General features: G+C 60.0%; 23 protein-coding genes and 2 pseudogenes. 9 read left to right on the forward strand and 16 right to left on the reverse strand.

Annotated elements, in window-relative coordinates:
• Positions 1-153 precede the first annotated feature (153 nt).
• Positions 154-564: an HPF/RaiA family ribosome-associated protein gene (locus tag ACCD00_RS00610; RefSeq protein ID WP_413421023.1), complete on the reverse strand. Its 411-nt coding sequence runs from the start codon at positions 562-564 to the stop codon at positions 154-156.
• A gap of 214 nt (positions 565-778) precedes the next feature.
• Positions 779-1,726, reverse strand: a complete 948-nt coding sequence (locus tag ACCD00_RS00615) for a LysR substrate-binding domain-containing protein (RefSeq protein WP_007986794.1) — start codon at positions 1,724-1,726, stop codon at positions 779-781.
• A gap of 135 nt (positions 1,727-1,861) precedes the next feature.
• On the opposite strand from ACCD00_RS00615, the gene ACCD00_RS00620 reads away from it, so the two are divergent.
• On the forward strand, positions 1,862-3,238 hold the full coding sequence (locus tag ACCD00_RS00620) for an L-serine ammonia-lyase (RefSeq protein WP_413421025.1): 1,377 nt from the start codon (positions 1,862-1,864) through the stop codon (positions 3,236-3,238).
• A gap of 305 nt (positions 3,239-3,543) precedes the next feature.
• Entirely contained in the window at positions 3,544-3,861 is a 318-nt protein-coding gene (locus tag ACCD00_RS00625; RefSeq protein WP_413421027.1) for a DUF3509 domain-containing protein, read from the forward strand.
• On the opposite strand, the gene ACCD00_RS00630 is transcribed toward ACCD00_RS00625, so the two are convergent.
• On the reverse strand, positions 3,858-4,358 hold the full coding sequence (locus ACCD00_RS00630; RefSeq protein ID WP_413421029.1) for a phosphate-starvation-inducible protein PsiE: 501 nt from the start codon (positions 4,356-4,358) through the stop codon (positions 3,858-3,860). The genes ACCD00_RS00625 and ACCD00_RS00630 overlap by 4 nt on opposite strands.
• 276 nt (positions 4,359-4,634) lie before the next feature.
• Here ACCD00_RS00630 and ACCD00_RS00635 point away from each other — a divergent pair.
• Positions 4,635-4,874: pseudogene (locus ACCD00_RS00635) on the forward strand (YebG family protein); the annotation flags it as partial.
• 188 nt (positions 4,875-5,062) lie between these two features.
• Here ACCD00_RS00635 and ACCD00_RS00640 read toward each other — a convergent pair.
• A complete protein-coding gene (locus ACCD00_RS00640; protein WP_413421031.1) occupies positions 5,063-6,082 on the reverse strand; it encodes a Glu/Leu/Phe/Val dehydrogenase dimerization domain-containing protein in 1,020 nt (339 codons plus the stop codon).
• Between the two features lie 183 nt (positions 6,083-6,265).
• On the opposite strand from ACCD00_RS00640, the gene ACCD00_RS00645 reads away from it, so the two are divergent.
• Positions 6,266-7,069, forward strand: a complete 804-nt coding sequence (locus tag ACCD00_RS00645; RefSeq protein WP_413421033.1) for a SirB1 family protein — start codon at positions 6,266-6,268, stop codon at positions 7,067-7,069.
• Between the two features lie 44 nt (positions 7,070-7,113).
• On the opposite strand, the gene ACCD00_RS00650 is transcribed toward ACCD00_RS00645, so the two are convergent.
• The 4 genes from ACCD00_RS00650 to hmgA all read right to left on the reverse strand — a co-directional run bounded on the left by ACCD00_RS00650 (position 7,114) and on the right by hmgA (position 11,925).
• On the reverse strand, positions 7,114-8,499 hold the full coding sequence (locus tag ACCD00_RS00650; protein WP_413421035.1) for an MFS transporter: 1,386 nt from the start codon (positions 8,497-8,499) through the stop codon (positions 7,114-7,116).
• Positions 8,500-8,664: 165 nt separating this feature from the next.
• Positions 8,665-9,300 (reverse strand): maleylacetoacetate isomerase, encoded by a 636-nt coding sequence (gene maiA, locus ACCD00_RS00655; RefSeq protein WP_413421037.1) that lies wholly within the window; start codon positions 9,298-9,300, stop codon positions 8,665-8,667.
• A 12-nt stretch (positions 9,301-9,312) separates the two neighbouring features.
• Entirely contained in the window at positions 9,313-10,617 is a 1,305-nt protein-coding gene (gene fahA / locus ACCD00_RS00660) for a fumarylacetoacetase (RefSeq protein WP_413421039.1), read from the reverse strand.
• A gap of 3 nt (positions 10,618-10,620) precedes the next feature.
• Positions 10,621-11,925 (reverse strand): homogentisate 1,2-dioxygenase, encoded by a 1,305-nt coding sequence (gene hmgA, locus ACCD00_RS00665; RefSeq protein WP_413421041.1) that lies wholly within the window; start codon positions 11,923-11,925, stop codon positions 10,621-10,623.
• Positions 11,926-12,090: 165 nt separating this feature from the next.
• On the opposite strand from hmgA, the gene ACCD00_RS00670 reads away from it, so the two are divergent.
• Positions 12,091-12,888, forward strand: coding sequence for an IclR family transcriptional regulator (locus ACCD00_RS00670; protein WP_413421043.1), 798 nt, complete (start codon positions 12,091-12,093; stop codon positions 12,886-12,888).
• Between the two features lie 18 nt (positions 12,889-12,906).
• On the opposite strand, the gene ACCD00_RS00675 is transcribed toward ACCD00_RS00670, so the two are convergent.
• The 3 genes from ACCD00_RS00675 to ACCD00_RS00685 form a co-directional block, all read right to left on the reverse strand.
• Complete coding sequence (locus ACCD00_RS00675; protein WP_413421045.1) at positions 12,907-15,450, reverse strand: LuxR C-terminal-related transcriptional regulator; 2,544 nt, start codon at positions 15,448-15,450, stop codon at positions 12,907-12,909.
• A gap of 142 nt (positions 15,451-15,592) precedes the next feature.
• The gene (locus ACCD00_RS00680; RefSeq protein WP_413421047.1) at positions 15,593-16,960 is read right to left on the reverse strand and encodes a DUF1329 domain-containing protein; all 1,368 of its coding nucleotides are present in this window, start codon (positions 16,958-16,960) and stop codon (positions 15,593-15,595) included.
• A gap of 23 nt (positions 16,961-16,983) precedes the next feature.
• Positions 16,984-18,777: a DUF1302 domain-containing protein gene (locus ACCD00_RS00685; protein WP_413421049.1), complete on the reverse strand. Its 1,794-nt coding sequence runs from the start codon at positions 18,775-18,777 to the stop codon at positions 16,984-16,986.
• Positions 18,778-19,351: 574 nt separating this feature from the next.
• Here ACCD00_RS00685 and ACCD00_RS00690 point away from each other — a divergent pair.
• Complete coding sequence (locus ACCD00_RS00690) at positions 19,352-20,122, forward strand: N-acetylmuramoyl-L-alanine amidase (protein WP_413421051.1); 771 nt, start codon at positions 19,352-19,354, stop codon at positions 20,120-20,122.
• 74 nt (positions 20,123-20,196) lie between these two features.
• On the opposite strand, the gene ACCD00_RS00695 is transcribed toward ACCD00_RS00690, so the two are convergent.
• The 4 genes from ACCD00_RS00695 to ACCD00_RS00710 all read right to left on the reverse strand — a co-directional run bounded on the left by ACCD00_RS00695 (position 20,197) and on the right by ACCD00_RS00710 (position 23,633).
• Entirely contained in the window at positions 20,197-21,108 is a 912-nt protein-coding gene (locus ACCD00_RS00695; protein WP_413421053.1) for an SDR family oxidoreductase, read from the reverse strand.
• A gap of 161 nt (positions 21,109-21,269) precedes the next feature.
• Positions 21,270-22,172 carry an alpha/beta fold hydrolase gene (locus ACCD00_RS00700; RefSeq protein WP_413421055.1) on the reverse strand — a complete coding sequence of 301 codons (903 nt, stop codon included), beginning with the start codon at positions 22,170-22,172 and terminating at the stop codon, positions 21,270-21,272.
• The gene (locus ACCD00_RS00705) at positions 22,172-22,954 is read right to left on the reverse strand and encodes a class II aldolase/adducin family protein (protein WP_413421057.1); all 783 of its coding nucleotides are present in this window, start codon (positions 22,952-22,954) and stop codon (positions 22,172-22,174) included. Before ACCD00_RS00705 ends, ACCD00_RS00700 begins: the two co-directional genes overlap by 1 nt.
• Positions 22,955-23,177: 223 nt before the next feature.
• Positions 23,178-23,633 (reverse strand): flavodoxin, encoded by a 456-nt coding sequence (locus ACCD00_RS00710; protein WP_413421059.1) that lies wholly within the window; start codon positions 23,631-23,633, stop codon positions 23,178-23,180.
• Between the two features lie 102 nt (positions 23,634-23,735).
• Between ACCD00_RS00710 and ACCD00_RS00715 the strand changes: the two genes are divergently transcribed.
• The gene (locus tag ACCD00_RS00715; protein ID WP_413421061.1) at positions 23,736-24,212 is read left to right on the forward strand and encodes a PAS domain S-box protein; all 477 of its coding nucleotides are present in this window, start codon (positions 23,736-23,738) and stop codon (positions 24,210-24,212) included.
• Positions 24,213-24,266: 54 nt separating this feature from the next.
• Complete coding sequence (locus ACCD00_RS00720; RefSeq protein WP_413421063.1) at positions 24,267-24,872, forward strand: hypothetical protein; 606 nt, start codon at positions 24,267-24,269, stop codon at positions 24,870-24,872.
• A gap of 3 nt (positions 24,873-24,875) precedes the next feature.
• Here the strand turns inward: ACCD00_RS00720 and ACCD00_RS00725 are convergent.
• A pseudogene (locus ACCD00_RS00725) lies at positions 24,876-25,836 on the reverse strand (MerR family transcriptional regulator).
• A 212-nt stretch (positions 25,837-26,048) separates the two neighbouring features.
• Between ACCD00_RS00725 and ACCD00_RS00730 the strand changes: the two are divergent.
• Entirely contained in the window at positions 26,049-26,618 is a 570-nt protein-coding gene (locus ACCD00_RS00730; protein WP_413421065.1) for an antibiotic biosynthesis monooxygenase, read from the forward strand.
• Positions 26,619-26,638: the final 20 nt, after the last annotated feature.

Here is a 26,638-nt window from a genome sequence, read left to right on the forward strand (position 1 = left end):
TATTACGCCCGTCACAACTGGCTCAGCGATTGGTTGCGACGCAAACTCGGCTGTCCCGACGGCACATGCCAATCGCTATGGAATCCAAAAGCCACAGAAAACAAAACGGGCCTGCAATGCAGGCCCGTTTTCATTGGGAAGGCAAGTCAGGCTTCAGCCGTTTTGGGCAGCCTGCTCGTTTTCAAGAAACTCTTCTTCCAGCAGCTTGTCGGCGTGAGGCCTGCGCTCGAATGGCACCACGGCGGCGCGTGGTTTGCCGCGCAATTTGCCGAACAAGTGTTCAAGCGCGTGCTCGAGTTTTTCGGCTGCGCCGTCGATCGCCAGTTCCAGGTTGGCGGCTTTATGGGTGACAGAAATCGGTTGGTGGCCTTTTGGCCGCGCTTCCAGTTGGCAGCGTAAATCGTGGGGACCCGGCTTGTCGCCGTTCTCGTCCCGCAAGTGAACCTCGACCCGTGTCAGGTCCTCTTCGTAGCGTTCGAGCGTGCTCTCAATGGTTGTACGTACCCACTCCTCCAGTCGTTTACTGCTTTGAATATGGTTATCGCTATTGACTTGGATTTGCATAGTTCATCCCTTATTTCAGCTAGCTCGCGAGAGGCCGGTCAGCTAAGCCCTTGGGCGTCATCACCGTGACCTCTTGGTTACACAATCGGTCTGTACGCTGAACAATTCAACCCCTGTAAAAAGATAAATATTCATACGCAAAAAAAGCCGGACAACGAGCAAAAGCGCTGTTAATGTCGGGAGTTGGGTCGCCCTGCCTGGCAACCCGAATTCCTTACATCTGCCGCTCACCCAGCGGGTGCAGGCTGCGGAAAATCCCCGCTTCTTCCACCAGCCAGTCATGCACCGCACGCACGCCGGGATGGCTCAGCGCACCCGGTGCATAGAGCAGCATGTAGCGTTTGTGGTTTGGCACCGCCAGTCCGAAAGGCACGATCAACGCCCCGCGCTCCAGCTCATCGTTGAGCAGCGTTCGTCGGGCAATCGCCACCCCCATCCCGGCAATGGCCGCTTCGATCGTCAGGTGATTGCGATTGAAGGTATGCCCACGTCGCACATCCGCTCCCTCGAAGCCAATGGCGTTGAGGTAAAACTCCCATTCCGCGTACTCGTAGCTGCCGCGCCAGGCGGTGATGTCGTGCAGCAAGGGAAAGTGCATCAGGTCTGCCGGGCCGTGCAAAGGCGGACGGCCACGCAACAGGCCCGGCGCGCACACCGGAAAAATCTGTTCATCGAGCAAGGCTGTGGATAACAGGCCCGGGTAGCTGCCGTCGTTCAGGTCGATCGCCAGATCGAAGTCACCTTCATGCAACGGCACGCTGCTGTCCTCGGCCACCAGGCGCAATTGAATGTCCGGAAAACGCTGCTGCAAACGTGGCAGGCGCGGCGTCAGCCATTTGCTCAGGAATGACGGGATCGAACGCACCCGCAGAATCCCGCTGATCATGCCCGCATCCAGTCGCCGCAATTCCGCGTCGATGCTGCCGAAGGCCTCGTTGACGGTAATGGCCAGGCGCTGCCCCTCAGCGCTGAGCTCCACTCCGCGGGCGCGGCGGTGAAACAGGCGAAAGCCCAGGCGTTCTTCCAGCTGGCGGATCTGCTGGCTGACGGCTCCCGGGGTAATGTGCAGTTCCTCGGCGCAGCGGGTGAACGACAGGTGCCGAGCGGCACAGGCGAACACGTTCAGCCAGACATACGTCTGGGCGTGCAATTGACGGCTCATCGTTTAGTCCTGCTAAAGGATGTCTTAGGAAATTTCGTTGGTCACGTAGGACCTTGACGGGCAGTATCGCCGGAATTGCGCTTGTCCTACAAAAATGGCGGCGATTCCTCTTCCATTACTTGTGCAGGCTTTAGCATGGCTATCAGTGTTTTCGATCTCTTCAAAGTCGGCATCGGCCCGTCCAGCTCCCATACCGTTGGTCCGATGCGCGCTGCCGCGACCTTTGCTCAACAACTGCTCGAACAGGGTTTTCTGGCTGACGTGCGACGCGTGGAGATTCGCCTTTACGGTTCTCTGTCGGCGACCGGCGTCGGCCATGCAACGGACCGCGCCTGCGTCATGGGCCTGATGGGCGAATGGCCCGACCGCATCGATCCCGACACCATCGACAGCCGCATCCACACCCTGCGCGAGACCGGCAAACTGTGTCTGGCAGGCGTTGCAGAAATTGCCTTCGACTGGCAAACCGATCTCCTGCTGCTCAACGAAAGCCTGCCCTATCACCCCAATGCCATGTCTCTGACAGCCTTCGGCGAAACCGGTGAGCTGTTCGAGCAAACCTATTACTCGGTGGGCGGCGGCTTCATCATCGAAGCGGCTGAAGCCGAATCCGGGATCGCACCGGCCGGCGATGTGCTGCTGCCTTACGACTTTTCCAGTGCCGCCGAACTGCTCAAGTTGTGCAACGAGCACGGGCTGCGGGTGAGTGAACTGATGATGGCCAATGAACGGGCTTGGCGCGGTGACGCCGAGATCCGCCAAGGCCTGTTGCACATCTGGTCGGTGATGCGCGAATGCGTCGAGCAAGGCTTGCGCCATGAAGGCATCCTGCCCGGCGGTCTGAATGTTCCACGTCGAGCGGCGAAACTGCATCGCAGCCTGCAGGAAATCGGCAAGCCGAATGTCATTACGTCCACCTTGTCAGCAATGGAATGGGTCAACCTGTACGCCCTCGCCGTGAACGAAGAAAACGCGGCCGGCGGACGCATGGTCACGGCGCCGACCAACGGCGCGGCAGGAATTATTCCGGCGGTGCTGCACTACTACATGAAGTTCAATGCCGATGCGTCCGACGACGACGTGGTCGCGTTCTTCCTCGGCGCAGCGGCCGTCGGCATCCTGTGCAAGAAAAACGCTTCGATCTCCGGGGCCGAAGTCGGCTGCCAGGGCGAAGTCGGTTCCGCCTGCGCCATGGCCGCCGCAGGCCTGGCAGAGGTGCTTGGTGCCACCCCGGAGCAGCTGGAGAACGCCGCCGAAATCGGCCTGGAACACAACCTCGGCCTCACCTGCGACCCGGTCGGCGGACTGGTGCAAGTGCCGTGTATCGAGCGCAACGCGATCGCCGCCGTGAAGGCAATCAACGCCACGCAAATGGCCTTGCGCGGCGATGGCCAGCACTTCATTTCCCTGGACCGGGTGATCCGCACCATGCGTGACACCGGGGCCGACATGCACGACAAGTACAAAGAGACGTCACGGGGCGGACTGGCAGTGAACTGGGTGGAGTGTTGACCGCTTTGGAGGCACGTCGAGGTTTATTGCCCTGAAACGTGCAGAAAACGCGGCCCACTGTAGGAGCGAGCCTGCTCGCGAAAAACCCTCAGGCGCCGCGAACCTTCTGATTTGACGCGTTATCGTTCACGACCATCGCGAGCAAGCGCGCTCCTACAAAGGGATGGGTTGTCCGACAACCCATCCGGCATGCCCCTTGCTACATCCCTGATGCAAGCCATGGAATGGCCGATGGTCCGGTGTTGCGAACTAATCCCGATATCGACCGGTCAACAACTGCACGTTCAATCAGGCGGTGACGCATCATGGACAACCCTTTCCAGCTCATTACCGATGCCTTTGCAGCGGATTACCAGATCAACCTGAGCATTCAGGGCCTGGACGGCAGCATCATGCTGACCCTTTCCAACAGTGGCCACGTGGTGGCCAAACGCATGATCAGCGCCGAACAACGCAATGACCCCCAGCGCCTCAAGCGTCTGGTTCAAAGCATTCAATTCGGCATTGCCATCGAACAAGGCCACAGCGCCGTGACCATCCTCGAAGCCATGACCACCGGCAGCGCTCGGACCCTGCCGCCCCCTCCCGTCAAAGGGCGGCCGCGCCCTACGCTTGGGCTCTAGATTTCGCCCTTCTCGACCTCTGGATGTTCACTGGAACCCGCACCGATCTTGCGTTGCGGGTTCTCGATCTTCACCGAGGGAAATTGCGACGAAGCGTAACGCACCACCAGAATCGCAAACGCCAGCAGCAGAATCCCGCCGCACAGGTAGATGATCCCCAGGTCCGGCGGATTGTGGTGCGAAACGTTGGAAATCAGCAGCCGCGTCAACGCCGTAATCGCCACGTAGATCAGGAAGCGCACAGGCATGTGGTTGGTCTTGAAGTAAATCCCGACCATCGCCCCCAGTTCCAGGTAGATGAACAGCAACAAGATGTCATCGATCTTGATGTGCCCCTCTTCGATCATTCCGAGAAATTCCATCACCGCCGCCCACGCGGTCACCGCACCAATGGCGAACAGCGCCAGGTAGTGAAAGGTTTCGACGAACAGATTGCCCAGGGACTCGGCCAGTTCATGTACGTTCCGCCGCAGTTTTTCGGCCCAGTTGATTTTCACGATGATGCTTCCTTAGGTCGGCTCGACCGGATGATGCGGGTTGGACGTGACGGTTATTCTGCATGCAGAAAAAAGGCCAGCCCATGATGGCGAGCCGCTCTGGATTGCGCGCCGTGGCGTTTGGTCGCACCCGTGCAGCGCCTCACCTGACAAATGTCGAATCCGGTCTACATTAAAAAGCCACTACCCAAAAGACAGGGATTCGCTTATCCTTTCGCTGTATATAGATACAGTAGTCGAAACCGACAACCAATGTGAAGGCATGTGAGGTGGTGAATGGCCGTCGAAGTGGTATACCGCAGCAGCCGAGATCTGGAGCGCTTGTTCATGGATAAAGCCGAAGCTGACCGTCATGACAAAATGCTCGAACTGGCCGAATTGCTGGCTGAAGTGTTGCACAAAGCCGTTCCGTCCCTGACCGAGCAGCAAGTGGAAGAAGCCGGGATCTACATGGCGAAGAATCGAGATGTGTTCGCCAAGGCGTTCAAGAGCCAGCCGGACGCCCTGTCCGAACTGCTCAGCGCACCGGTCGAAGTTGCAGAACCTGTTGCAGCGGCCGAGGTTGTTGAAGCCGCCGAGCCAGTCACCCCGGCCAAGCCTGCCAAGGCTCCAAAAGCCGCCAGGTAAGCAAAGCCCAAATTGAACAGGCCCTGAGTCGAATGGCGCAGGGCCTTTTTCATGCCTGTGGAAAACTCATATCCAACTCAGCGATACAACACTTTCTCCGCCAAGTCATCGGCCACCCGGGCGGGGGAGCGTTTTTCCGCCTGGGCATGGGCGAACACCTCGGTCAGGCGTGAACTGATTTTCGACAGGTGCGCAGTGATGGTTCCCAGCTCTTCGCCCCGATGCTTGAGCGAGACATAAATCAAACCGCCGGCATTGATCACGTAGTCCGGCGCATACAAGATGCCCCGTCGTTCCAACTGATCGGCGACGTCCAGATGCGTCAGCTGATTGTTCGCCGAACCGGCCACTGCCGAGCAGCGCAGTTGTGTCACGCTGTGGCTGTTCAGCACCCCGCCCAAACCGCACGGCGCAAGAATATCGCAAGGTGTGCTGAGCAATGCGTCGTTGGCGATGGGGTGAGCCCCGAGTTGCTCCATCGCCAGTTGCACCTTGCCGTGATCGATATCGCTGACCAGCAGTTCGGCCCCGGCGGCGTGCAACTGTTCTGCCAGGGCATAACCGACGTTGCCCAGACCTTGAATGGCGACGCGCAGGCCTTCGAGGTTATCGCTGCCCAGTCGCGCCATCGCCGTGGCGCGAATGCCGGTGAATACGCCCATCGCGGCGTGCGGCGCAGGGTCACCCGCCGCGGTGGTGCTGGTGACGTGCTGGGTTTGCTGGGCGATGCAATCCATGTCCGCCACTGAGGTGCCACTGTCGATGGCCGTGATGTAGCGCCCGTCGAGCTGATTGATACAGCGCCCGAAGGCTTCGAACAGCGCGGCACGGTTGGCCACGTGAACCGGGCGAATGATCACCCCCACGCCGCCGCCCTGGGCCAGGCCGGCCAGTGCCGCCTTGTAACTCATGCCTTGGGCAAGGCGCACCGCATCCTCGACCGCAGACTCGTCGCTGGGATAGGCAAGGTAACGACAGCCGCCCAGGGCAGGCCCCAGGCGGCTATTATGAATGGCAATGACCGCCTTCAACCCGGTGGCCGGGTCGACGCTCAGATGCAGCGATTCAAGGCGAGTGCTTTGCATGAGAGCGAACATCGTAGGGCTCCCGAATCACTTCTTGTAGTCGCCAGTATAGGCTTGCGCCCAAAAATTGCAGAAGCGCACAGGAATAAGCACGGCCACGATGCAATCTTTCGGAAATAATCCGTGATCGCCCTTTTGCGGCACTGGACGAATGCCGGAGAGGGGGCTAAAACGAGGCATTGCCCGGAGATTTTGATGACCCCGCGCCAATCGTTCTTCGCCTGCCTGCAACGTTCACCGCCCGCGCTGTTCGAGGCGGCGTTGTGGATTGCGGCCGAGCACGACAGCGAGGTGGAGCCGCAAGCGCTGCTGGCCGATTTCCAGGCGTTGCAACAACGGATCAGCGGCGGCTTGCCGATGCTGCCGGTCAGTGAACTGGCCCAGCCGCTGTTGCGGCGCATGAACGACCTTGGCTTCGCCCAGGACGACTTCACACCCTTGCGCCCACAAGTGGCACTGCTTGACAAAGTACTGGAACGTCGACGTGGACAACCCTTGACGCTGGGGCTGATTGCGCTGGAGTTGGCCAGGGGCCTGGAGATTCCCATGGTCGGGGTCAACTTCCCCGGACATTTCCTGCTGCGGGTGCCGGGCGCCGATCATTTGCTCGATCCCTGCGGCGGCCGTCGCCTTTACCCCAACGATTGTCGGGAATTACTGCTCCGCCAGTACGGCCCGAACATCAAGCTCAGCGCCGAGCACCTGGAAACCGCCGAGCCGGTGCAGATGCTGCAACGGCTGTCACGCAACCTGCGCCAGTTGTACCTGTCCCACGACGATGTCATCAATGCCTTGATCGACGCCGATCGCGTCCTGGAGCTGGGCAACGCCAGTGCCACCGACTACCTGGCCCGGGCCAGCCTGTACCAGCGGCTGGACTGTCCGAACGCTGAGCGTTTTGACCTGGAGCACGCACTGCTGCTCAGCGACGATCCGATCCAGCGAATTCGCCTGACCGAACGGCTGGGGCATTTGCCGCCAAACGCCATTGTTCACTGATCACCAAACCTTGTGGGAGCGGGCTTGCTCGTGAAAGCGGACAGTCAGTCGACATCATTGTTGGCTGACACGACGCCTTCGCGAGCAAGCCCGCTCCCACAGGGGGTTGGAGTTGCGTCTGAGGGCGAGCGCACCTGGATGATCAGCAGCGCGGCAATGACTGCCGGAATCGCACAGAAGAAGAAAATCTGCTGCACCGGAATGTGCATTGCCAACAGCAGGCTGCCAAACAACGGGCCGAGGATCGAGCCGAAACGCCCTACCCCCAGCGCCCAACCGGTGCCCGTCGCCCGAACCTGCGCAGGGTAGAAATTACTGGCGAAGGCATTGAGGGTCAGTTGCCCGCCGATGATGCAGAACCCTGCGGCAAACACGCAGGCCACCAGGTAACGCGGATTGTCATGGTTCAAACCCAACAGTAGCGTGCAGACCGCCGCTGCGGCCAACACGCACGACAGCAGTCGGACTTTGCTTTTCAAGCGGTCGGCGATCGAGGCCATGCCTATCGCACCGACGGTGCCGGCAAACAGGAACATGGAGGTCACCAGGTTGGCCTCGTTGAGTTTCAAACCACTTTCCAGCAGCAGCGACGGCAACCAGCTGATCATGAAATACAGCAGGATCAGGCTGACGAAGAATGTCGCCCAGATCAGCAACGTCGGCCGTGCATAACCATTGCGGAATAACTCCACCACCGTCAGTTTGCCGCCCTGCTCCCGTTCGTTTTGTTCGATGGACGCGGCAGGTGGTTGCCAGTCCGGCAACATGCGCGCGGTGACTTTGTTCAAACGGGCATACGGCGGTGCATCACGCAACAGACGCGGCAGGGATTCGGGCAGCAACCAGAACAGAAACGGAAACAGCAGCAATGGCGTCACACCACCGGCGAGGAACACGGCTTGCCAACCGAAGCTGTCGATGAACCCGGCGGCGACAAAACCGCCCGCCGCGCCACCAAAGGAAAACCCGCAAGCGGCCAGTGTCACCATCAGGGTACGCAGGCGAGGTGGCGAGTATTCCGACATCAGCGCCATGGCGCAGGGCATCGCCCCGCCCATGCCGATGCCGCAAATGAAACGAGCGGCCATCAAGGTGTTCAGGGAATCGGCGAACACCATCAACACAGTGAGAGTGGCGTAGATCAGCACACAGCAGAGCAGAATCCGCCGCACACCGAACCGGTCCGCCAAGGGCGTCACCGCCAGAGAGCCAAGCGTCAGGCCTAGCAGGTTGGCGCTGAACACCGGTCCGAACGCGGCCTTTTCCAGTCCCCAATCCTGCGCCAGGGCAGGCACCACGTAACCCAGCACCTGCGCGTCATAGCCGTCAGTTACCAACAACAGGGCCAGGAGCAACAGGATCAGCCACTGATAACGGGACACAGGACGGGCATCAAGTGCCGCGCGAAAGCTGGCAATCTGGTTGTGCATGGCAAGGTTCCCGATTCTTTTTATGGTTTTGGCAATGCCCCCCTTGTGGGAGCGGGCTTGCTCGCGAAGGCGGCGGCACATCCGATAAAAATGTGACTGACAGACCGCTTTCGTCGGAACGCCGCCCGGAGCAAGCCCGCTCCCACATGGGGTTGGTGTAGGGCTTTAAGGCGTATCCGGCTGGTTCGCCGGATGCGCCTTGATGAACGCCGGGTGCGTCGCCGCCAATGCCGCCACTCGCCGGATCCGTGGATAAGCCTCAAGAGAAACGTTGAAACGCTCGGCCGCATACAGCTGCGGGATCAGGTAGACGTCCGCCAACCCGGGCTCGGCGCCGAAGCAGTAACCGTCATCACCGATCAACTGCTCTACCGTGGCCAATCCCTGGCTGATCCAGTGGCCGATCCACTCAACCACCTGCGGTTCGTCGTAGCCCGACTGGCGTAGTCGATTGAGCACGCTGACGTTGTGCAACGGGTGCACATCGCAGCCGATCACTGCCGCCACGCCGCGCTCTTGAGCGCGGGCAGCCAGGTCCCTGGACAGCAGTGGCACCTGTGGATAACGTTCCTCCAGGTATTCGATGATCGCGGGAGACTGGATCAGCAATTCGCCTTCATCGGTGCGCAAGGCCGGCACGCGGCCCTGCGGGTTGATGCCCAGATAAGGCGGCTGCCGATGCTCGCCGCCCTGCGGTGCGATCAGGTTGACTGGCAAGGATTGATAATCCAGGCCCTTGAGCGCCAACGCGATACGCACCCGGTACGAAGATGTCGAACGGTAGTAGGTATAGAGTTCCATGCCCCGCTCCTCTCAGCGTGCCGGCAACACTTTGCCACGGCATTCGCCGAAGCCGATGGAGGCGAAACCGTCACGGCTGCAACGGCCGCGCAGGATGATTTCGTCACCGTCTTCAAGGAATTTGCGCACCTCGCCCGATGCCAGCTCGATCGGTTTTTTACCGCCCTCGGTAATTTCCAGCAGGCTGCCGAACTGACCGCTCTCCGGCCCCGACAACGTGCCCGAGCCGAACAGATCACCGGCCTGCAATTGGCAACCATTGACGCTATGGTGCGCAACCATTTGCGCCACGGTCCAGTACATGTGCCGGGTGTTGCTCAGGGTCAGGCGATGGGCCGGCAGGTTCTGCTCACGCATGGCCTCGGTGAGCAGCAGGACTTCCAGTTCGATATCGAACGCGCCAGCGGCCTGATCGCGCTTGTCGAGCAGGTATGGCAGCGGCTGCGGATCGCCTTGCGGACGCGCAGGCTGGGCACGACGGAACGGCTCCAGCGCTTCGGCGGTGACAACCCACGGCGAAATGCTGGTGATGAAGCTTTTCGACAGGAACGGCCCCAGTGGCTGATATTCCCAGGCCTGGATGTCCCGTGCCGACCAGTCGTTGAGCAGGCAGAAACCGGCGATGTGATTGGCAGCGTCGCCAATGGCTATCGAGTCGCCCATGTCGTTGCCCTGGCCGATCCAGATGCCCAGCTCCAGTTCGTAGTCCAGGCGTGCGCAAGGGCCGAACGTCGGTTCGCTCTGACCGGCCGGCAACGTCTGGCCTTTCGGACGGCGCACGTCGGTACCGGACGGACGAATGGTCGACGCACGACCGTGGTAGCCGATTGGCACGTACTTGTAGTTCGGCAGCAACGGGTTGTCCGGGCGGAACAGTTTGCCGACGTTCTGCGCGTGTTCGATACCAACATAGAAGTCGGTGTAATCGTTGATTTTCGCCGGCAGGTGCATCTCGCAATCCGCCGCCAGCGGCAGCAGTTTTGCGCCCTGGGCTTCGATCTTGCCGTGCAGGGTGCTGCCCTCGGCGAACAGTTCCAGCAAACGCTCGCGCAACGCGACGCGAGCCTCGCGGCCCAGTTCGAAAAAGGCATTCAACTGGCCGCCACAGGTGGCCTCGACGGCAGCCTTCGCGGCGCCATCGAACAGCCCGGCCTCCAGGGCTGCTTGCAGATCAAAGATATGCTCGCCAATGGCCACGCCACTACGCGGTGCCGAACCGTTGAGGCTGAACACGCCCAGCGGCAGGTTTTGCAGCGGGAAATCAGCATGGCCGTTGGCGGATGCAACCCAGCTGCGAGTGATGGAAGTCTGCGTCATGGGTTATCTCCGGGTTGGGTCGAAAGTGGCGGGCAGCGTCGCCCAGCAAGCATCGTAAGTGTTTTGCAGTTGCGGGCAATCGAGGGCGAAACGGCTTGGGCGCAACACCTGGCTGGTCTCGAACATGAACGCCATGGTGTTGTCGATTTTCGCCGGTTTGAGGTCAGCGTTGATCGCTTTGGTGCACGTCTCCCCGTCCGGACCGTGGGCGCTCATGCAGCTGTGCAGAGACGCGCCACCTGGCACGAAGCCTTCGGCCTTGGCGTCGTATTCGCCCTGAATCAGGCCCATGTATTCGTTCATCAGGTTGCGGTGGAACCACGGCGGACGGAAGGTTTTCTCGGCCACCATCCAGCGTGGGGGGAAGATCACGAAGTCGAGGTTGGCCAGGCCGTGGACGCTGGTTGGCGAGGTCAGCACGGTGAAGATCGACGGATCAGGGTGATCGAAACTGACGGTGCCGATGGTGTTGAAACGGCGCAGGTCATATTTGTACGGCACGTTATTACCGTGCCAGGCAACCACGTTGAGCGGCGAATGATTGAGTTCGCACGCCCACAACTGGCCGAGGAATTTCTGCACCAGCGTGGTGGGTTGCTGCAGGTTTTCGTAGGCCGCGACCGGGGTCAGGAAGTCCCGCGGATTGGCCAGGCCATTGCTGCCGATCGGCCCCAGGTCTGGCAGACGCAGCGGCGCACCATGGTTTTCGGCGACGTAACCGCGTGCTTGCGGGTCGAGCAGTTCGATGCGGAACTTCAGGCCGCGTGGCAGTACGGCAATTTCCAGCGGTTCCAGTTCAAGCACGCCCAGTTCGGTGGCAATGCGCAGGCGCCCCAGCTCAGGCACCAGCAACATCTCGCCGTCGGCATTGAAGAACACACGCTCCATGGAACGGTTGGCGCAGTAGTTGTAGATGCTGATCCCGGCCGGTTTTTCTGCGCCCGAGTTGGCGGCCATGCTCACCAGGCCGTCGATGAAATCGGTCGGCTCGGCGGGAATGTCCAGCGGGTTCCAGCGCAGGCGATTGGGGGTCACGTCACCCAGTGGGCCGCCGGCCAGTTGCCGATCAAGCTTGACGAACGCCGGATGGTTGGCCGACGGCTGAATGCGGTACATCCAGGTTCGACGCGCCTCGCTGCGCGGCATGGTGAACGCCGTGCCGGAGAACAGTTCGGTGTAGAGGCCGTACGGGGCTTTTTGCGGGGAGTTCTGGCCGACGGGCAGTGCGCCGGGCAACGCTTCGCTGCTGAATTCGTTGCCGAAGCCTGACAGGTAAGCCAACGCTGGCGTCGTTGAATCGGGGTTCATGGAGCCTCCTGAACAGGGAGTCGGCCGTGGCCGCTCGCTCTGATGCAGAGGTCGAGGCACGCCCGAGTTGTTTTTATCGTAATTTGATTACGCATAACGTAATTTGATCGACATCCACCGTCAAGCTATAAAGACGCCAATTTGTTTCCGGATCACAGCGCCACCATGGAAAAAACCAGCGACAACAACGGTAAACAGAAAGTCCGCTCGGCCGAGGTTGGCACCGACATCCTCAAGGCTCTGGCCGAGTTGTCGCCCTCGACTTCTCTGTCGCGCCTGGCCGAACATGTGCAGATGCCGGCGAGCAAGGTTCACCGCTATTTGCAGGCCCTGATCGCCAGCGGCTTTGCCGAGCAGAACGCTGCCACCAACCATTACGGCCTGGGCCGTGAAGCCCTGCGCGTGGGGTTGGCGGCACTCAATAGTATGGACGTGCTGAAAGTCGCCGCCCTGCCGCTCGCCGAGTTGCGCGATGACTTGAACGAAACCTGCTTTCTGGCGGTGTGGGGCAATCAGGGCGCGACCGTGGTGCATATCGAACCGGCGGTGCGCGCGGTGACGGTGGTGACACAACTAGGCTCGGTGTTGCCATTGCTCAGTTCTTCGACAGGGCTGGTATTTGGCGCTTACCTGCCCGCACGTGAAACCGTGGACCTGCGCGATCAGGAGTTGCACAACAGCAGCGCCCACGCCTTGGCCGATCCGCAGGTGTACACGATGATGTGCGAGCAGATCCGTCAAAGGGGCCTGCATCATGTGCATGGGTTGTTGATGCCCGGCGTGGATGCCTTGTCGGCACCTGTGTTCAACGCGATGGGCAAGATTGCGGCAGTACTGACCGTGGTCGGGCCGACCTCGCTGTTTCACGCCGATGAAAACGGTCCGGCTGCGCAGCGCTTGTTGGCGGCCACCCGAGCGGTGAGTTGGCGCATGGGGTTCGATCCCGCCACGTCGCCCCTCTGAACGCAGCGGTTGTGCCGGCTACGCGTGCAATATCAACCCCATCTTCTTCGCCATGGCCACGGCTTGAGTACGACGTTCAACACCCAACTTGCTATGAATTCGCCGGGCATGGGTTTTAACCGTATGCAATGAAATGAACAGTTGCTCGGCGATTTGCTGATTGGAGTTGCCTTGAGCAATCAGGCCAAGCACTTCAAGCTCTCGTCCACTCAACAGGCTGGCGTCGGTGGTCATGTCCGCCGTTGGTGCCACCCCCTGTAATCGGCTGAGCAAACCAGGCTGGCGCAAAGCCAATTCGCGTAATGCCTGCTGCCCGTTGCAGCGGCTCACCAGCGCCAGTCCCGCATCGAGTGCAGCCTTGGCCGACGCAGTGTCGCCCGTCCGGTCCGCCACTTCGCATAGCGCCAGTTGCAGCTCTGTTTCCAGCGCCAACATGGCGTGCTGTTGTGCGTGATCGAGCAATTCCCTGAGCCGACCCAGTGGGTCTGGCGCCTGGTCCAGATGGGGTTGTGCCAACACCAATTGGTATTCCACCCGGGCAATCAGCTGAAGCGTGGCCGGTGGCGCCTGGCGCGCACGAGGCCCGCGATAGTGACGCAAAACACGGGTCAGCGCCTCACAGGCCAACTCCGGTCGCCCTTGTTGCAGCCAGAAATGGCTGCTGATCTGCAGCAGCACACTACGATAAACGGTATCGGGAATCTGCCGCTGCTGCATCACGCGCTCGGCTTCGCGCAGGCGATCAAACGCGTGGGCGTAATCGCGCTGATTCGCGGCTATCTGCGCTTGCCCAAGAAAGCCATACAGCGCGTGCTTGTCCTGGCTTTGCAGGCAATCCTCGAGGCCGGACTGGAAGAAACCGGCGGCCAACTCATCTTGTCCCTGACAGAGGGCCAGCCGTCCTCGCCGCAGGGCAATTCGCCCCAACAACGGCGTCGGTCGATCAGCCTGTCGGGACAACAGTGCAAAAACATCAGCCAACAAGCTCTCGGCGCGCCGGGACGCTCCGCGCAGCTCCAGCAACTGTGCGTGATCGAGTTCAAGCAGCCCTTCGAACAACAGCGAACCCTGGGCGCGCGCCAGACACAACGCCTCGCGATTGAACGCCTGTGCCGCATCGAGTTCGGCGTTGAGCAACGCCTGCTGGGTCAGGCCCGACAGGCACAACAATCGCGCCGGCCAGGCATCGACGCTCAACTCGCCCAGCGCATCGAGAAAGTGCGCGCGGGCCGCCTCCATGCGGCCTTGCAAATGCAGCAACCAGCCCTGTTGCGCCTGCCAGCGCGCCAGCAGTTGCCGCTGCAGCGCCTCCGTAGGCTGCGGGGTAAATCGTGCCAGTTGCTCGATGCACTCGGCGGCATGATCGAAGCGCCCGGCAAACAACAACGCAGCGGTAACCAGCCCCACCAATTGCGGCGTGACCAGGGTCAGCTCAGCATGCTGACGCTCGTGGAGTTTCAACAACAGACAGACATTTTCGCGCCGGAACAAATGCTCGAAACTGAAGTGCTGCAACAGGCTGACAGCGACTTCGTACTCTTGAGCCAGCAGCGCCTGCTCGAATGCGCCTTGCCAGTCTTCTTCGGCGCTGAACCATTGGCATGCGCGGCGGTGCCAGGATCGCCCCGCCGGAATCGGCTCTTCACGCATCGCCCGGGCCAGTGGCTCGAAGATCCGCAACCACTCGACGGAGTCTTCCCAGGGCTCGATGAAGCAGCCCATTTCCTGCAACGCGTGCAGCCACTGCGCGCCCTCCCCCATACCGAAAAGATGCTCGCACAAGCTGGCGTTGAAGCGTGGCAGATGAACCAATACCAGCCAGACCTCAATCAACTCCGATGGCAAGGTGTTGAACAACTCGTGTTGCAGATAATCGAGCAATGTTGCCGAACGCCCCTGCTCACCCGCCCACGGGCAACCATTGAGTAACGCGATCCGCACGCCAGCGCACCAGCCTCCGCTGCGCTCAACCACCCTTTTGGCGGTTTGTGCTGCCAGGGTCGGCTCGACATGACTGAGCAACTGCCCGACCTCGGCCTCGGTAAACGCCAGCGCCCGACCTTCGCACTCGTACAACTCATCATCCAGCAGCAGCCGCGGCCAGTTGCAGGCTGGTCGTCGACGGGAGCTCAGCCACCAGGTAACCGTCGGGCTGGCGACGGCCAACAGGCGATCGAGCATCCGGTCGAGTTCCGGGTTGGGTGCGCGACAGAAATCGTCGAGAAACAGCCAGGTCGGCGCCTGTAATCGTGCCAAATGCGCCAGCAGCCCCGGCTCGTCCGCCGAGGGCAGATCCAGCGCTTGCGTCAGGCGCAACAGAAAATCCGCCGCACTCAACGGCTGCCCCGCCAGCGGCAGCCAACAGACCCGACAGTGCTCCGGCGCTCGCAACAGGCATTCGGTGAGCAACGCGCTCTTGCCACTACCGGCCGGTGCACAAAGCAACTTCACCCGCGCAGTCGAGACCAGCATGGGCTCAATCAGCCGCTCGCGGGACAGATGATGGGACGACAGTCGGGGCAGGAAGCCAGGGCGGTCCAGACAGTGCGTCATTGCAGTCATTGTGGTGCGCCTTTTTTTATAATTCTGGCGCCACCCTAGCCCCCTCCCGAGCGCTTGTTGAAGAAGTATTCAACACACTGATCGCCCCCTATAAAAAAGGTGACCATGAAGTCACCCTTTTATGTAGGAGGCTGTAGGAAACCTACCTTACCCCCGTGCTACGCAAGGCCGCTGGTGTGTAGTCCCCCGCCTTTGCATCGATGTTGAATTCGAAACTGCGCTTCTCTTCGTTCTTCATTCCCAGGGCGATATAGCGACCGGCAATCAGGTCATACAGCGCTTCGACGGTGTAGGCCGGCACCTGGTGATCGTAGTAGAACTGGGCATGACCTTCGGCAACGCGCCAGAGCTGGCCACGCCCGTCGTAGTGGTCGGCCAGCGCCACTTGCCAGCTGTCTTCATCGATGTACATGTGGCGCTTGGCGTACACGTGCCGCTCACTCGGCTTGACCGTGGCGACGATTTCCCAGACCCGGTGCAACTCATAGCGAGTCAGGTCCTGATTGATGTGCCCGGCCTTGATCACGTCGGTGTACTTGAGGTCTGGCGAGTCGAGCTTGTAGCTGTTGTAGGGGATGTACATCTCCTTCTTGCCGACCAGTTTCCAGTCGTAGCGATCCGGCGCGCCGGAAAACATGTCGAAGTTGTCGGTGGTGCGCAGTCCGTCGGATGAGGTGCCGACACCGTCATAGGCTACCTGTGGCGCACGCCGCACCCGCCGCTGGCCTGCGTTGTAGATCCAGGCCTTGCGCGGTTCCTTGACCTGGTCGAGGGTTTCGTGAACCAGCAACACGTTGCCCGCCAGCCGCGCCGGTGCGGTCACTTCCTGCTTGAAGTAGTTGAGGACGTTATCGTCGCTGCCCGGTTTCAGATCGCTGAGCAACGACGGCACGGCGACCTCGTCCTTGAAGCGGATCACCGTGAAATCGCCATTGGACTGCGGTGTTGCCTGGGTGATGGTGCGCCGCAGATTGCCGCCGTGGTAACGGGTCACGTGGTTCCAGATCACTTCCACGCCGTTCTTCGGAATCGGGAATGCGTAGTAGCGATTGCCGGTGAAATTGGCCAGACCGTTACCGTCGTTGATCGGTGTTACGTTCAGCGCACTGCGCTTGGCCGACTCATAAATCTCCGTCGGCAATGCCACGGTACGGTGGCTTGGGTAGACCGGAATCCGGTAGGTCTCGGGGTAGCGCTTGAACATCGCTATCTGGCCGTCGGAGAGCTTGTCCTTGTACTTGTCGACGGTCGCCGCGGTGATCACGAACAACGGTTTTTCGCCGGCGAAAGGGTCAGCCAGGAAACCCTTGCTGTCCACCGCGCCCGCGTTTTTCGGGATGCCGCCGGTCCAGGCCGGAATCGAGCCATCGGCATTGCCGGCCTTCTCCGCACCGAGCGGCGTAAGGCTGGTGCCGAGCTTGTTGGCTTCTTCCGGCGATACCGCGGCCATCACGTTGGCGGTCAGCAACCCGAGGGTCAGCGCGCCCAGTTGCAACATTGTCTTGCGCATCGAAATCATCCTTATCTGCCAGATCAGAAGTTCACGCCAAAGCTCAACGCCACGAAGTCACGGTCGGTCAGGGTGTTGAAGTCCCCACCGAAAAAGTCGGTGTAACTGAGGCTCGCGGTGTAGGTGTTGCGATAGTCCGCATCGACACCGAGGCTGATGGCCTTGGCGCCTTCGTTGAACAGACCGTTGGGGCCAAAGCCTGAGACGTCGTGGGACCACGAGAGGTTGGGCCTGAAATTGATGCCGGCGATGAGGTTGTTGTAGTCGAGGATGGCCCGGGCGCGATAACCCCATGAAGTCGAGGTCACGAAGCCGTCGGTATCGCCACCGAATCCATACTGGCCATACACCGAGTCGCGGCCGTAGCGCAGTTTGGTGCGAGCTTCCAGACCACCGACACGAACCACCGCCGCCTCGCCGACCAGCGTCAGGCGATCCGCACCCGCGACCTGATCGAAGAAGTGCGTCAGGGTGCTCTGGATCTGCGTCACCTCCTTGCGGCGATAGCCTTTGTTGTCGGCCCCCGGTGACGTGGCAATGGGCGATGCTGCTCCACCCGCGATAGGGTTGAGCAACGCCAGGGTCAGGTCATTGGTGTTGACCTGCACCGGGGCGTTGGGGCGGTAGCTGATTTCCCCGCTCCATGCGGTGCCGGTGGGTAACGTGGTGGCGAAGCTGGCGCCGTAGAGGCGGATGTCCTCCGGGTATTCGAGGTAATACTGGCCGCGACCGAGCATCACACTTTGGGCCAGGCCTGAACCGGTGCCAGGCGCGATGCGGTTGGCGGTAGCGACGATCCCCGGAATGCTCGCCAGCGTACTGAGGCCGGCGGTGGTGGTCCCGACGCTCGGGCCGCGGCTGTGGTAGTTCAAGAAATACAGGCCGTATTCGGTGTCATCCCCCAGCCAGCGCAACGCCGTACCCCACTGCCCGGAATCCCGGGCATCGCGGTCGCCGCCACGGGGAACGATCACGCCCTCCTTGCTGACCTCGAAGCCCTGGCCAAAGGCAGCCGCAATCGGCTGCAACGGTGCAATGGCCGGGCTGGCGACGGTGTAGCCCTTGTTGCAGCCGTCCGCCACCACATCGACACCAAAGAAGGTGCCACAGTTGTCGACGACCGTCTGGTCCCATTCCAGTTGGTAGAAGCCTTCGACAGTCAACTTCTCCGTCAGGCCCTGGGAGGCGAACAGCATGTTGACCGGGATCAGGCCCTCCTTGATCTCGGCACCAGGACGACGGAACGCAGACACGTCGACCGGGTTGATGCTGTTGATGGAGTTGCCGATGAAAGTGCTCTCTCCCCAACTGACCACCTGCTTGCCGGCGCGCACCGTGCCCGGCAAATCGGCGAGGGAGTAGTTGTGATAGACGAAAGCGTCGAGGATTTGCCCGCCTGAGGACTTGGCGCCTTCTTTGCGATTGTGATCGCTGATGTCCTTGAATGGGCGGCTTTCATCCTTCAACTCGAAGTCATACCAGTACTTGCCACGCACAAACGCACCGGTGTCGCCGTACTTCAACTCGAGGTCGTGAATACCTTTGAAGATCTTCGAGAAGGTTTCGCCCTTCTTGAAGTTCAATCGTCCGTCGTCACCGGTCGAAGACTGGCCGGAACCGCCGTTGACGATGCCCACCAGGGATTTATCCGCGTCACGCATGCCCCAGCTCGCGCCAACCGACAACGAGGAGTCGAACGTCCCCTCGATTTCCCCGATGTTGAATGAAAGGGCCTGCGCCTGGGCGCAACAGCCTAATGCGACCGCAGCCGCCAGCGCCTGCGGTGTGAAGATGGCGCGCATTGTTGTTTTTGTCATGCGTCTTCCCCGGTGAGTGACAGAAGGCCTCACCCTACTGCCGGGCACCGGGGTCGATAAGCGCACCAAGGAGGTATTCGTGGTGTACCTCTAAAGGATGACTGGCACCGGGGCATCATCCAGGCGAAGAGCGCCCGATTCCTGACTGTTGCCCGGACTGCAACAGTGCATGTCCGGAATTGGTATTTTTCCTACAACACCAAGGGCTTATTCTTATCTGGCTGCTACAGTAAACCGTCGTAAGGCACGATGTGCCGGCTCGCGCCGTGATGAAAGATTTCAGATGAATCGAAGATTCGGTTTATCGCCCCATGTTCACTGACGTTGATTTGTAGCTCCTGATCCAACGTCTTACCTTGGCCGCTGCGTTTGCAGCGGCCTTTTTTATGGGCAATGATTTTTGATGAGTAACGGTTGCCAGTCGGTAACCCTGACCATCCAGACAAAATTTCGCACGCCTACATTTCTTTCAGAAAACGGCTACAAGCACAGGTAACCACCAACAGCACTCACGCCATTAAGTTGAACAGCAAGTCGGCGAACGACTTCAAACTTACTTATTGCGAGTGCAACCATGAAACCCATCAACTACAACCAGTATCGCTCGACCAGAAGCGTCAACAGTCGAGTACGCTTTCTGATCCTTCACTACACGGCTGCTAACTTTTCAAGTTCTGTCAGCGCCCTGACCGGCCCGAATGTCAGCGCGCACTATCTGATTCCGGATATCACCGACCCCAGTTACCTGAGAGCCGGTTATACCGGGCAGGAAGTATTCAGTCTGGTGGATGAAACTTATCGCGCGTGGCACGCGGGCGTCAGCCAGTGGGGTAACCGCAGCAATCTGAATGACACGTCCATCGGCATTGAAGTCGTCAACCTGGCGACTGACAACAACGGTGAATTCACCTTCCCGCCGTACCACCCCGAGCAGATTGCTGCAATTGAACAACTGGCGCTGAACATCCTCAAGCGCTACCCGGATATCACGCCGACGCAGGTTTTGGGCCACTCCGATGTTTCGATCGGCCGCAAAAGTGACCCGGGGCCTATGTTTCCCTGGCAGGCGCTGTACTTGAAAGGTGTTGGTGCCTGGTTCGATGAAACCACTCGGGACGAGTATCTGTGCCAATACAGGACATCGGGAATCCCGGCCCGAAGCGAATTGCTGGGTTTGTTCAAAACCTATGGATACGATATTTCCGGGGCGTCAACGGAGGGTGGTTTCAAACAGTTGGTGCGGGCATTCCAGATGCATTTTCGTCCGGAAAACTTCGACGGAAAAATGGACGCACAAACAGCCGCCAATCTGAAGGCCCTGGTGTTCAAATACTTTCCCGCCTGATCGTTGGCAAACGCTTTTCCAGCCGAAAAATGCAGCAACCGGCAAGTTCAATCAATGTGAACTTGCCGGCACTATCAGAGCGAATACTGCTGCAAATTCCCCATCATTTCCTTCAGCGCTTCGATGTTGTCCTTCGGATGCGCCGCGCCTTCGAAATCGCAAATCTGCTGCCAGTGCGCCGCCACGTCTTCCGGGGAGAAACCTGCCCGTGGATCGAACCCGACACCGAGGCTGCGCTCCCAGCGGACCTTGCCCATCCAGCCGCCGCCGACTTCGAACAGGCCGGAAGTTTCCTGGCAGCTCTCGCTGGCCAGGTACACCACCAGCGGGCTGACCAGCTCCGGTTTGAGCTGTTCGAAGACTTGCGGCGGGATCAGGCCTTCGGTCATGCGCGTACCGCCGGTGGGGGCGATGGCGTTGACCAGGATGTTGTTCTTGCGGCCTTCGATGGCCAGGGTGCGGGTCAGCCCATAGAGACCGAGCTTGGCCATGCCGTAATTGGACTGGCCGAAGTTGCCATAGATGCCCGAGGTCGACGCAGTGAAAATCACCCGGCCGTAATTCTGTTCACGCATGTGCGGCCAGGCGGCGCGGGTGACTTTGTAGGCGCCTTCGACGTGGACGCGGTAAACCAGGTCCCAGTCGGCGTCTTCCATTTTGTGGAAGGTCTTGTCGCGCAGGATTCCGGCGTTGTTGACCACTACGTCGACGCGACCGAAGACATCCAGGGCGTGTTGCACCAGTTTGTCGCCGTCGGTGACCGAGTCGTGGTTGGACTCGGCGATGCCGCCGGCCTCGCGAATCTCCGCGACCACGCGGTCGGCGGCCGAAGCGTTGGCGCCTTCACCCTGGGCCGAGCCGCCAAGATCGTTGACCAGCACCCTGGCGCCCTGTTTGGCGAACAGCAGTGCATGCGCCCGTCCCAGGCCGCCACCGGCACCGGTGATGATCACGACTTTATCTTCGAAGCGCACAGACTCATTCATGGGGGGACTCCAGCAGGCCAAGTGACAATGAGTCCGAGTTTCAGGCACGGCGCTGCCGGTCACAATGAACACGGGGGAGGCTGAATGGTGCGCAATAAGGCTGGGGGATGATTGATGGAGAAATAGACAGGCCCCCTCGCCACAACAGTTCAATCCAAGGCTCAGGAACACGCCACCTTGCGCGGCGGCAAGAGCAGTTGATCGCGAAACGCCAGGTAGTGCTTGAGCACCTCGCAGGGTGCCTCGATCTGTGGGTAATGGCCAATGTCAGGCAACACCACCGTGTCCGCGTCCGGGATCAGCTCCCGATAACGCTCGACCATGTGTACACCGGAGACCGGATCGACCCCGCCATCGATCACCCGCAGCGGCACTTCACCGCGTTGCATCGCGCTCACCCAGCGGTTGCGCCACACGCGTCGCTCCGGGATGTAGGCGATCAGTTTATGCATGATCCGTGGTCCGCGATGGCTTTCGACCAGGCTCCAGAAGTCATCCATCTGGCTTTCGCTGGGACGGGTCTGCGGACCGAAAATCCGTCGAAAGCTTCTCACCAGACCATCACGGCTGAAGGCGCGGCCAATCATCCAGCCCAAAGGGCTGAGCAAGAGTTTTTGCATCAGTACCGGGCGATGGGTTTCTGGAAACAACCCGCCATTGAGAAACACGCAACTGGCCAGTTCCACCTTCGATTCGTAATGCCTGGCCAGCAGTTCCTGGGCCACGCTGTCGCCATAATCGTGGGCGAACAGGTGCACCGGCTGCTCGACATTCAAGTGCTCAAGCAGTGCCTGCTGCAGATCCGCTTGCTCCAGCAGGCTGTATTGGTGATTCGCCGGTTTGGCCGAATCGCCGAAACCCAGCATGTCACAGGCAATCACGCGAAAACGCTGGGTCAATGGCTGCCACAGGTAATGCCAGTCCCAACTGGCGGACGGAAAGCCGTGAATGAGCAACAGCGGCTCACCCTGCCCCGCTGTCCAGTAACGGATGCTCTGGCCATGGAATACGAACTCCTGGCTGCGTTTGCGCCAGACACACAGGGGGATCTCGGCGAGTTCCATCAGAGTTTATAACCCGGGTCCAGTTTATCGAGTTTACGTAGCAGCGCCGGCCAGGCCAGCGCTCCGCCCATTCCTTGAGTACTTCTGGTGACACCCGCGATCATGGCTTTGGCGCCGGCCAGAATCTGCGGTTCGATGGCGATCAGTTCCGCGCCACTGTTTTGCGCCATGACCTGAATGTCGCAGGCACGCTGGAAGGTAAACATCATCAGGAACGTATCGGCGATGGTGCTGCCGCAGGTCAGCAGACCGTGGTTATGCAGCATCAGGAAGTTGTTTTCACCGAGGTCGGCCTGCAGCCGCACTTTCTCGTCATGGTTGAGCGCCACGCCTTCGTAGGCGTGGTAGGCCAGGCTGGAAAGCACGAACAACGACTGTTGGCTGATCGGCAAGACCCCCTGCTTCTGTGCCGACACGGCAACCCCCGAAGCCGTGTGGGTGTGGAGCACGCAGACGACATCGTGACGGACTTCATGCACGGCGCTGTGGATGGTGTACCCCGCCGGATTGATCTCGTAAGGGCTGTCCATCAGCTTGTTGCCGGCCTGATCCACCTTGACCAGGCTCGACGCGGTCATTTCATGAAACATCAACCCGAACGGGTTGATCAGGAAGTCTTCGGTGCCCGGCACTTTGGCGGAGATGTGGGTAAAAACCAGATCGTCCCAGCCATGCTGGGCCACCAGACGATAACAGGCAGCGAGATCGACGCGGGTTTGCCACTCGGCAGCACTGACCTGGTCTTTGACGCTATGGGGCGATTGGACGGGAGCGACAGTCACGGCTAGGAACCTCGGTTTTTATTATGGAGTGTTTCCAATGAATACCGAGTCTAGTCACCCCTTGAGGTTCGTGTAGTTGCATTGGCAGCCAGCTTTATGGCCCAGCGAGTCAGTCAACCGGCAACTCTGGATCCATGTCAAGTGACCGGCGCCAGTAAGGGGCTGGCAGGCAGCGTTTACTGCACTGTCAGAACCCTGACTGGCATGGGTGTCGTGGCAACGGTCAGGCGCGAAGTGCGCCGACCAGTTCCGCCAGCCAGGGCTCGGCATCCGTTTCGGGGGTCACACTTTCGCTGGCATCCAGGCGCAGCATTGGCAGTACTTCGCGAATGCCCAATTCACCGAACAATTCGCGCATCAGTTCACCGCCCCCACAAAACGTATCGCCATAGCTCGCATCGCCCAGGCCGATCACCGCACCCGGCAAGCCACGCCAGGCAGCGGGCAACTGGTCACGAATCGCGAAATACAGCGGTTGCAGGTTGTCCGGCAGCTCGCCCATGCCAGTGGTCGATGTCACAGCCAGAAAGGCTTCGGGGCCAAACGCCTGGATATCGGCGAGGGTCGCACGCGGGTTATGCCAGGTTTCGAAACCGGCGGCTTTCAACTGGCTGGCGGCGTGGCGGGCAACTTCTTCGGCCGTGCCGTACACCGAGCCGGAAATGATGGCGACTTTCATAAATCTGATCCTGAATCCGGGTAAAAGACCCGGATATTAACAGCACGGTCGGGATTGTTCTTTTAGAATGCGATCGACAATCAATCAGGAAAGGATACTCCGATGATTGACGCTCAACTGCTGCAAATGGTGATCAACGCTTCAAACGACGGTATCGTGATTGCCGAAAAGGAAGGCGAGCAAGACAACATCCTCATTTACGTCAACCCCGCGTTCGAACGCCTGACGGGGTACTCCAGCGAAGAAATTCTCTATCAGGATTGCCGCTTCCTGCAGTCGGGGGACCGTGACCAGGAAGCCCTGCCATTGATTCGCGACGCCTTGAACCGTGAAGGATCCTGTCGGGAAATACTGCGCAACTACCGCAAGGACGGCACATCGTTCTGGAATGAGTTGTCCCTTTCAACGGTGAAAAATCCAGCGGACGGGCAAACCTACTTTGTCGGTGTACAGAAAGACATCACCGTGCAGGTCAAGGCGCAGCAACGCGTGGCTCACCTGGAGGGGCCGTTGGCTGAACTCCAGGCCGAGCTTGCTGCGCTCAAGGCGACGAACGGCAAAAACCAAATCCGGAATTAATGGTCAGTAAATATAATCACCACTGACTTTGTAATTATATCTTGCGAGTTGGCCATGCAACGCGACGCACTCCTGACCCAGGATGAGCTGGATTTCATCCAGACCATGCAGCACAACCCGCAACTCAATGTGCGGGATGCGACGTCGAGCCTGCTGGTCAACGGTGGATCGCAAATCCGTGACCTGCTCACCCGCCTGGCGGCCCATGAGCAGGTCACCATTCACGCCAGCTTCGAAAACCAGCAAATGACCTTCCCCCTGCATCTGGTGGAAGACGAGTTCCATGCGCTGCATTTGCGTCTCGGCGTGCCGAGCATCTATGAAGGCGGGCCGATGGTCCGGCCTTGGCGCCTGGTACTGGACGAACCGGTAGCGCTGGAAAACGCCAAGGGTCAACCTGGCGCCCTGTGGGTACACGAAGTGTCGTGCAAAGGGGTTTTGCTGGAGGTTCGCAACAAGACCAAGCCGCCGAAGCATTTCGCCTTGTGGTTCAGCCCGTCAGGCTATGAGCGGATTGCCTTGCGCGGCACTTTCGAGAAAGAAAACGAACAGGGCTTCTACGCCTATCAGCTGAGCCAGAGCGATACGGACGAAACCGAGCGTCTGCGCCAGTTCATCCTGCAACAGCATCGCTTGACTCATCCAGCGCTGCACCTCTGAACTTCAAGTATCCAGAGTACCCGCCAGGAACTGCTTCAGACGCTGGCTCATGACCTCCCCTTCATTGCCCAGGCAACCGATCGATGAGCTGGCGAGGCTCTCCCGTGCCAGGTCAGAAGCATCACCGGCCAACAACAATCGACACTCCAGGCTCATGGCCAGGCGATTCAAACGCCGGGGCAGCTCGGGAGCCGGCGCATGATTGGAAAACAGCACCAGCGCCTGGGGCTTGGTCCGTTCACAGACCAGGGTCAACTCATCGAACGGCTGACCAATGGGCAGCACTCGAACCCCCATTTGCGGGCTGCTCAGGAACAAGGCGGCAATCAGTAATTCGAGTTCCCGGCAATGGCCAACCAAGGCACAGATGATCACTCGCCGTGGCCGGGTATCGCGAATCAACAGCAGGCGTTGCAACACCCGCGACCGCAGGAAACCATCGAAAAAGATCCATTCGCTGGCCCCGCCGAATTGATCCTGGCGTTGCAGCAATTGCCTCCATACCGGGAGAAGAATGTCTTGAAATACCACCGGCAGGGAGTAGCTGGAAAAAACCTGTCCGTACACCTGCTCCAGCTGAACGTCGTCAAACGCGCTGACGGCAACCCGGATCTGCTGTTGCCATTGAGCGTAGTCGGCCAGCACGAGGTCGTTGGGAATGATGTGGGACAGCGTTTGCAGGGGGGACCGCCCTGGCCAGTAACGTGCCGATTTTGCTGACCGCCACCCCGCGGTCGATCCAGCCGAGAATGCTGCGAACACGCTCGATATCGGTCATTGAATAGAGGCGATGCCCACTTTCAGTGCGTGTCGGCACGATCAGACCGTAGCGCCGCTCCCATGCGCGAAGGGTGACCGGGTTGATACCGGTCAGGCGCGCCACCTCGCGAATCGGAAAGAGCTGCGCCTGATCAAGGAAGACAGCCTGCGGTACACCTGAGGTTACGCCAGTAAGGACAGGCATCTGGAGTTGTACATTCATGTGCAGATGAATTCCCATTCTAACTCCGCTGTACTGTAATGATTCAAGTTCATAATCGAAGAAAAACGCTAAAAGACGAAACCGGCAGAATCAGGAATAATCCTTGCTTGTTCCGAGTCGCAGCCCACCACCCCGGCGCTGCGCCTGGCGAAGTTCCTATCCGGAGCGACGCGAATGTCTTATGGAGATACACAATGTCTACCCCACCCGTCACGCTGATGGTCGCGCGTCGCGTTGCCAACGGTCGCTATCAAGACCTGATCACCTGGTTGCGCGAAGGCGAACAACTGGCCACCGACTTTCCTGGCTACCTCGGCTCCGGCGTACTCGCACCTCCGCCCGGCGATGACGAATTCCAGATTATCTTTCGCTTCGCCGACGAGCAGACCCTGCATGCCTGGGAGCATTCCGCCTCGCGCAGCGCCTGGCTCGGACGCGGCAGCGAGCTGTTCGCCCACCCGACGGAACATCGGGTCAGCGGCATTGAGGGTTGGTTCGGTGCCACCGGCCAACGCCCGCCGCGCTGGAAACAGGCCGTGGCGATCTGGCTGGCGTTCTTTCCGGTTTCACTGCTGTTCAACTTTGTGCTGGGGCCGCTGCTGAGCGAGATGGCGCTACTGCCCCGGGTGTTCATCAGCACCCTGTGCCTGACGCCGTTGATGGTGTATTTCTTCATCCCGCTTTCGACCCGTCTGCTGGCCAATTGGCTGAACAGCACACCCGTGCGCCGCTTGCCCGTCGAACCCTCCACACAAAACCACTGATGATCTCTTGTGGGAGCGGG

The sequence above is a fragment of the Pseudomonas sp. Pseusp3 genome, from assembly GCF_047304225.1.
GTDB classification, from domain to species: Bacteria; Pseudomonadota; Gammaproteobacteria; order Pseudomonadales; family Pseudomonadaceae; genus Aquipseudomonas; species Aquipseudomonas fluorescens_CD.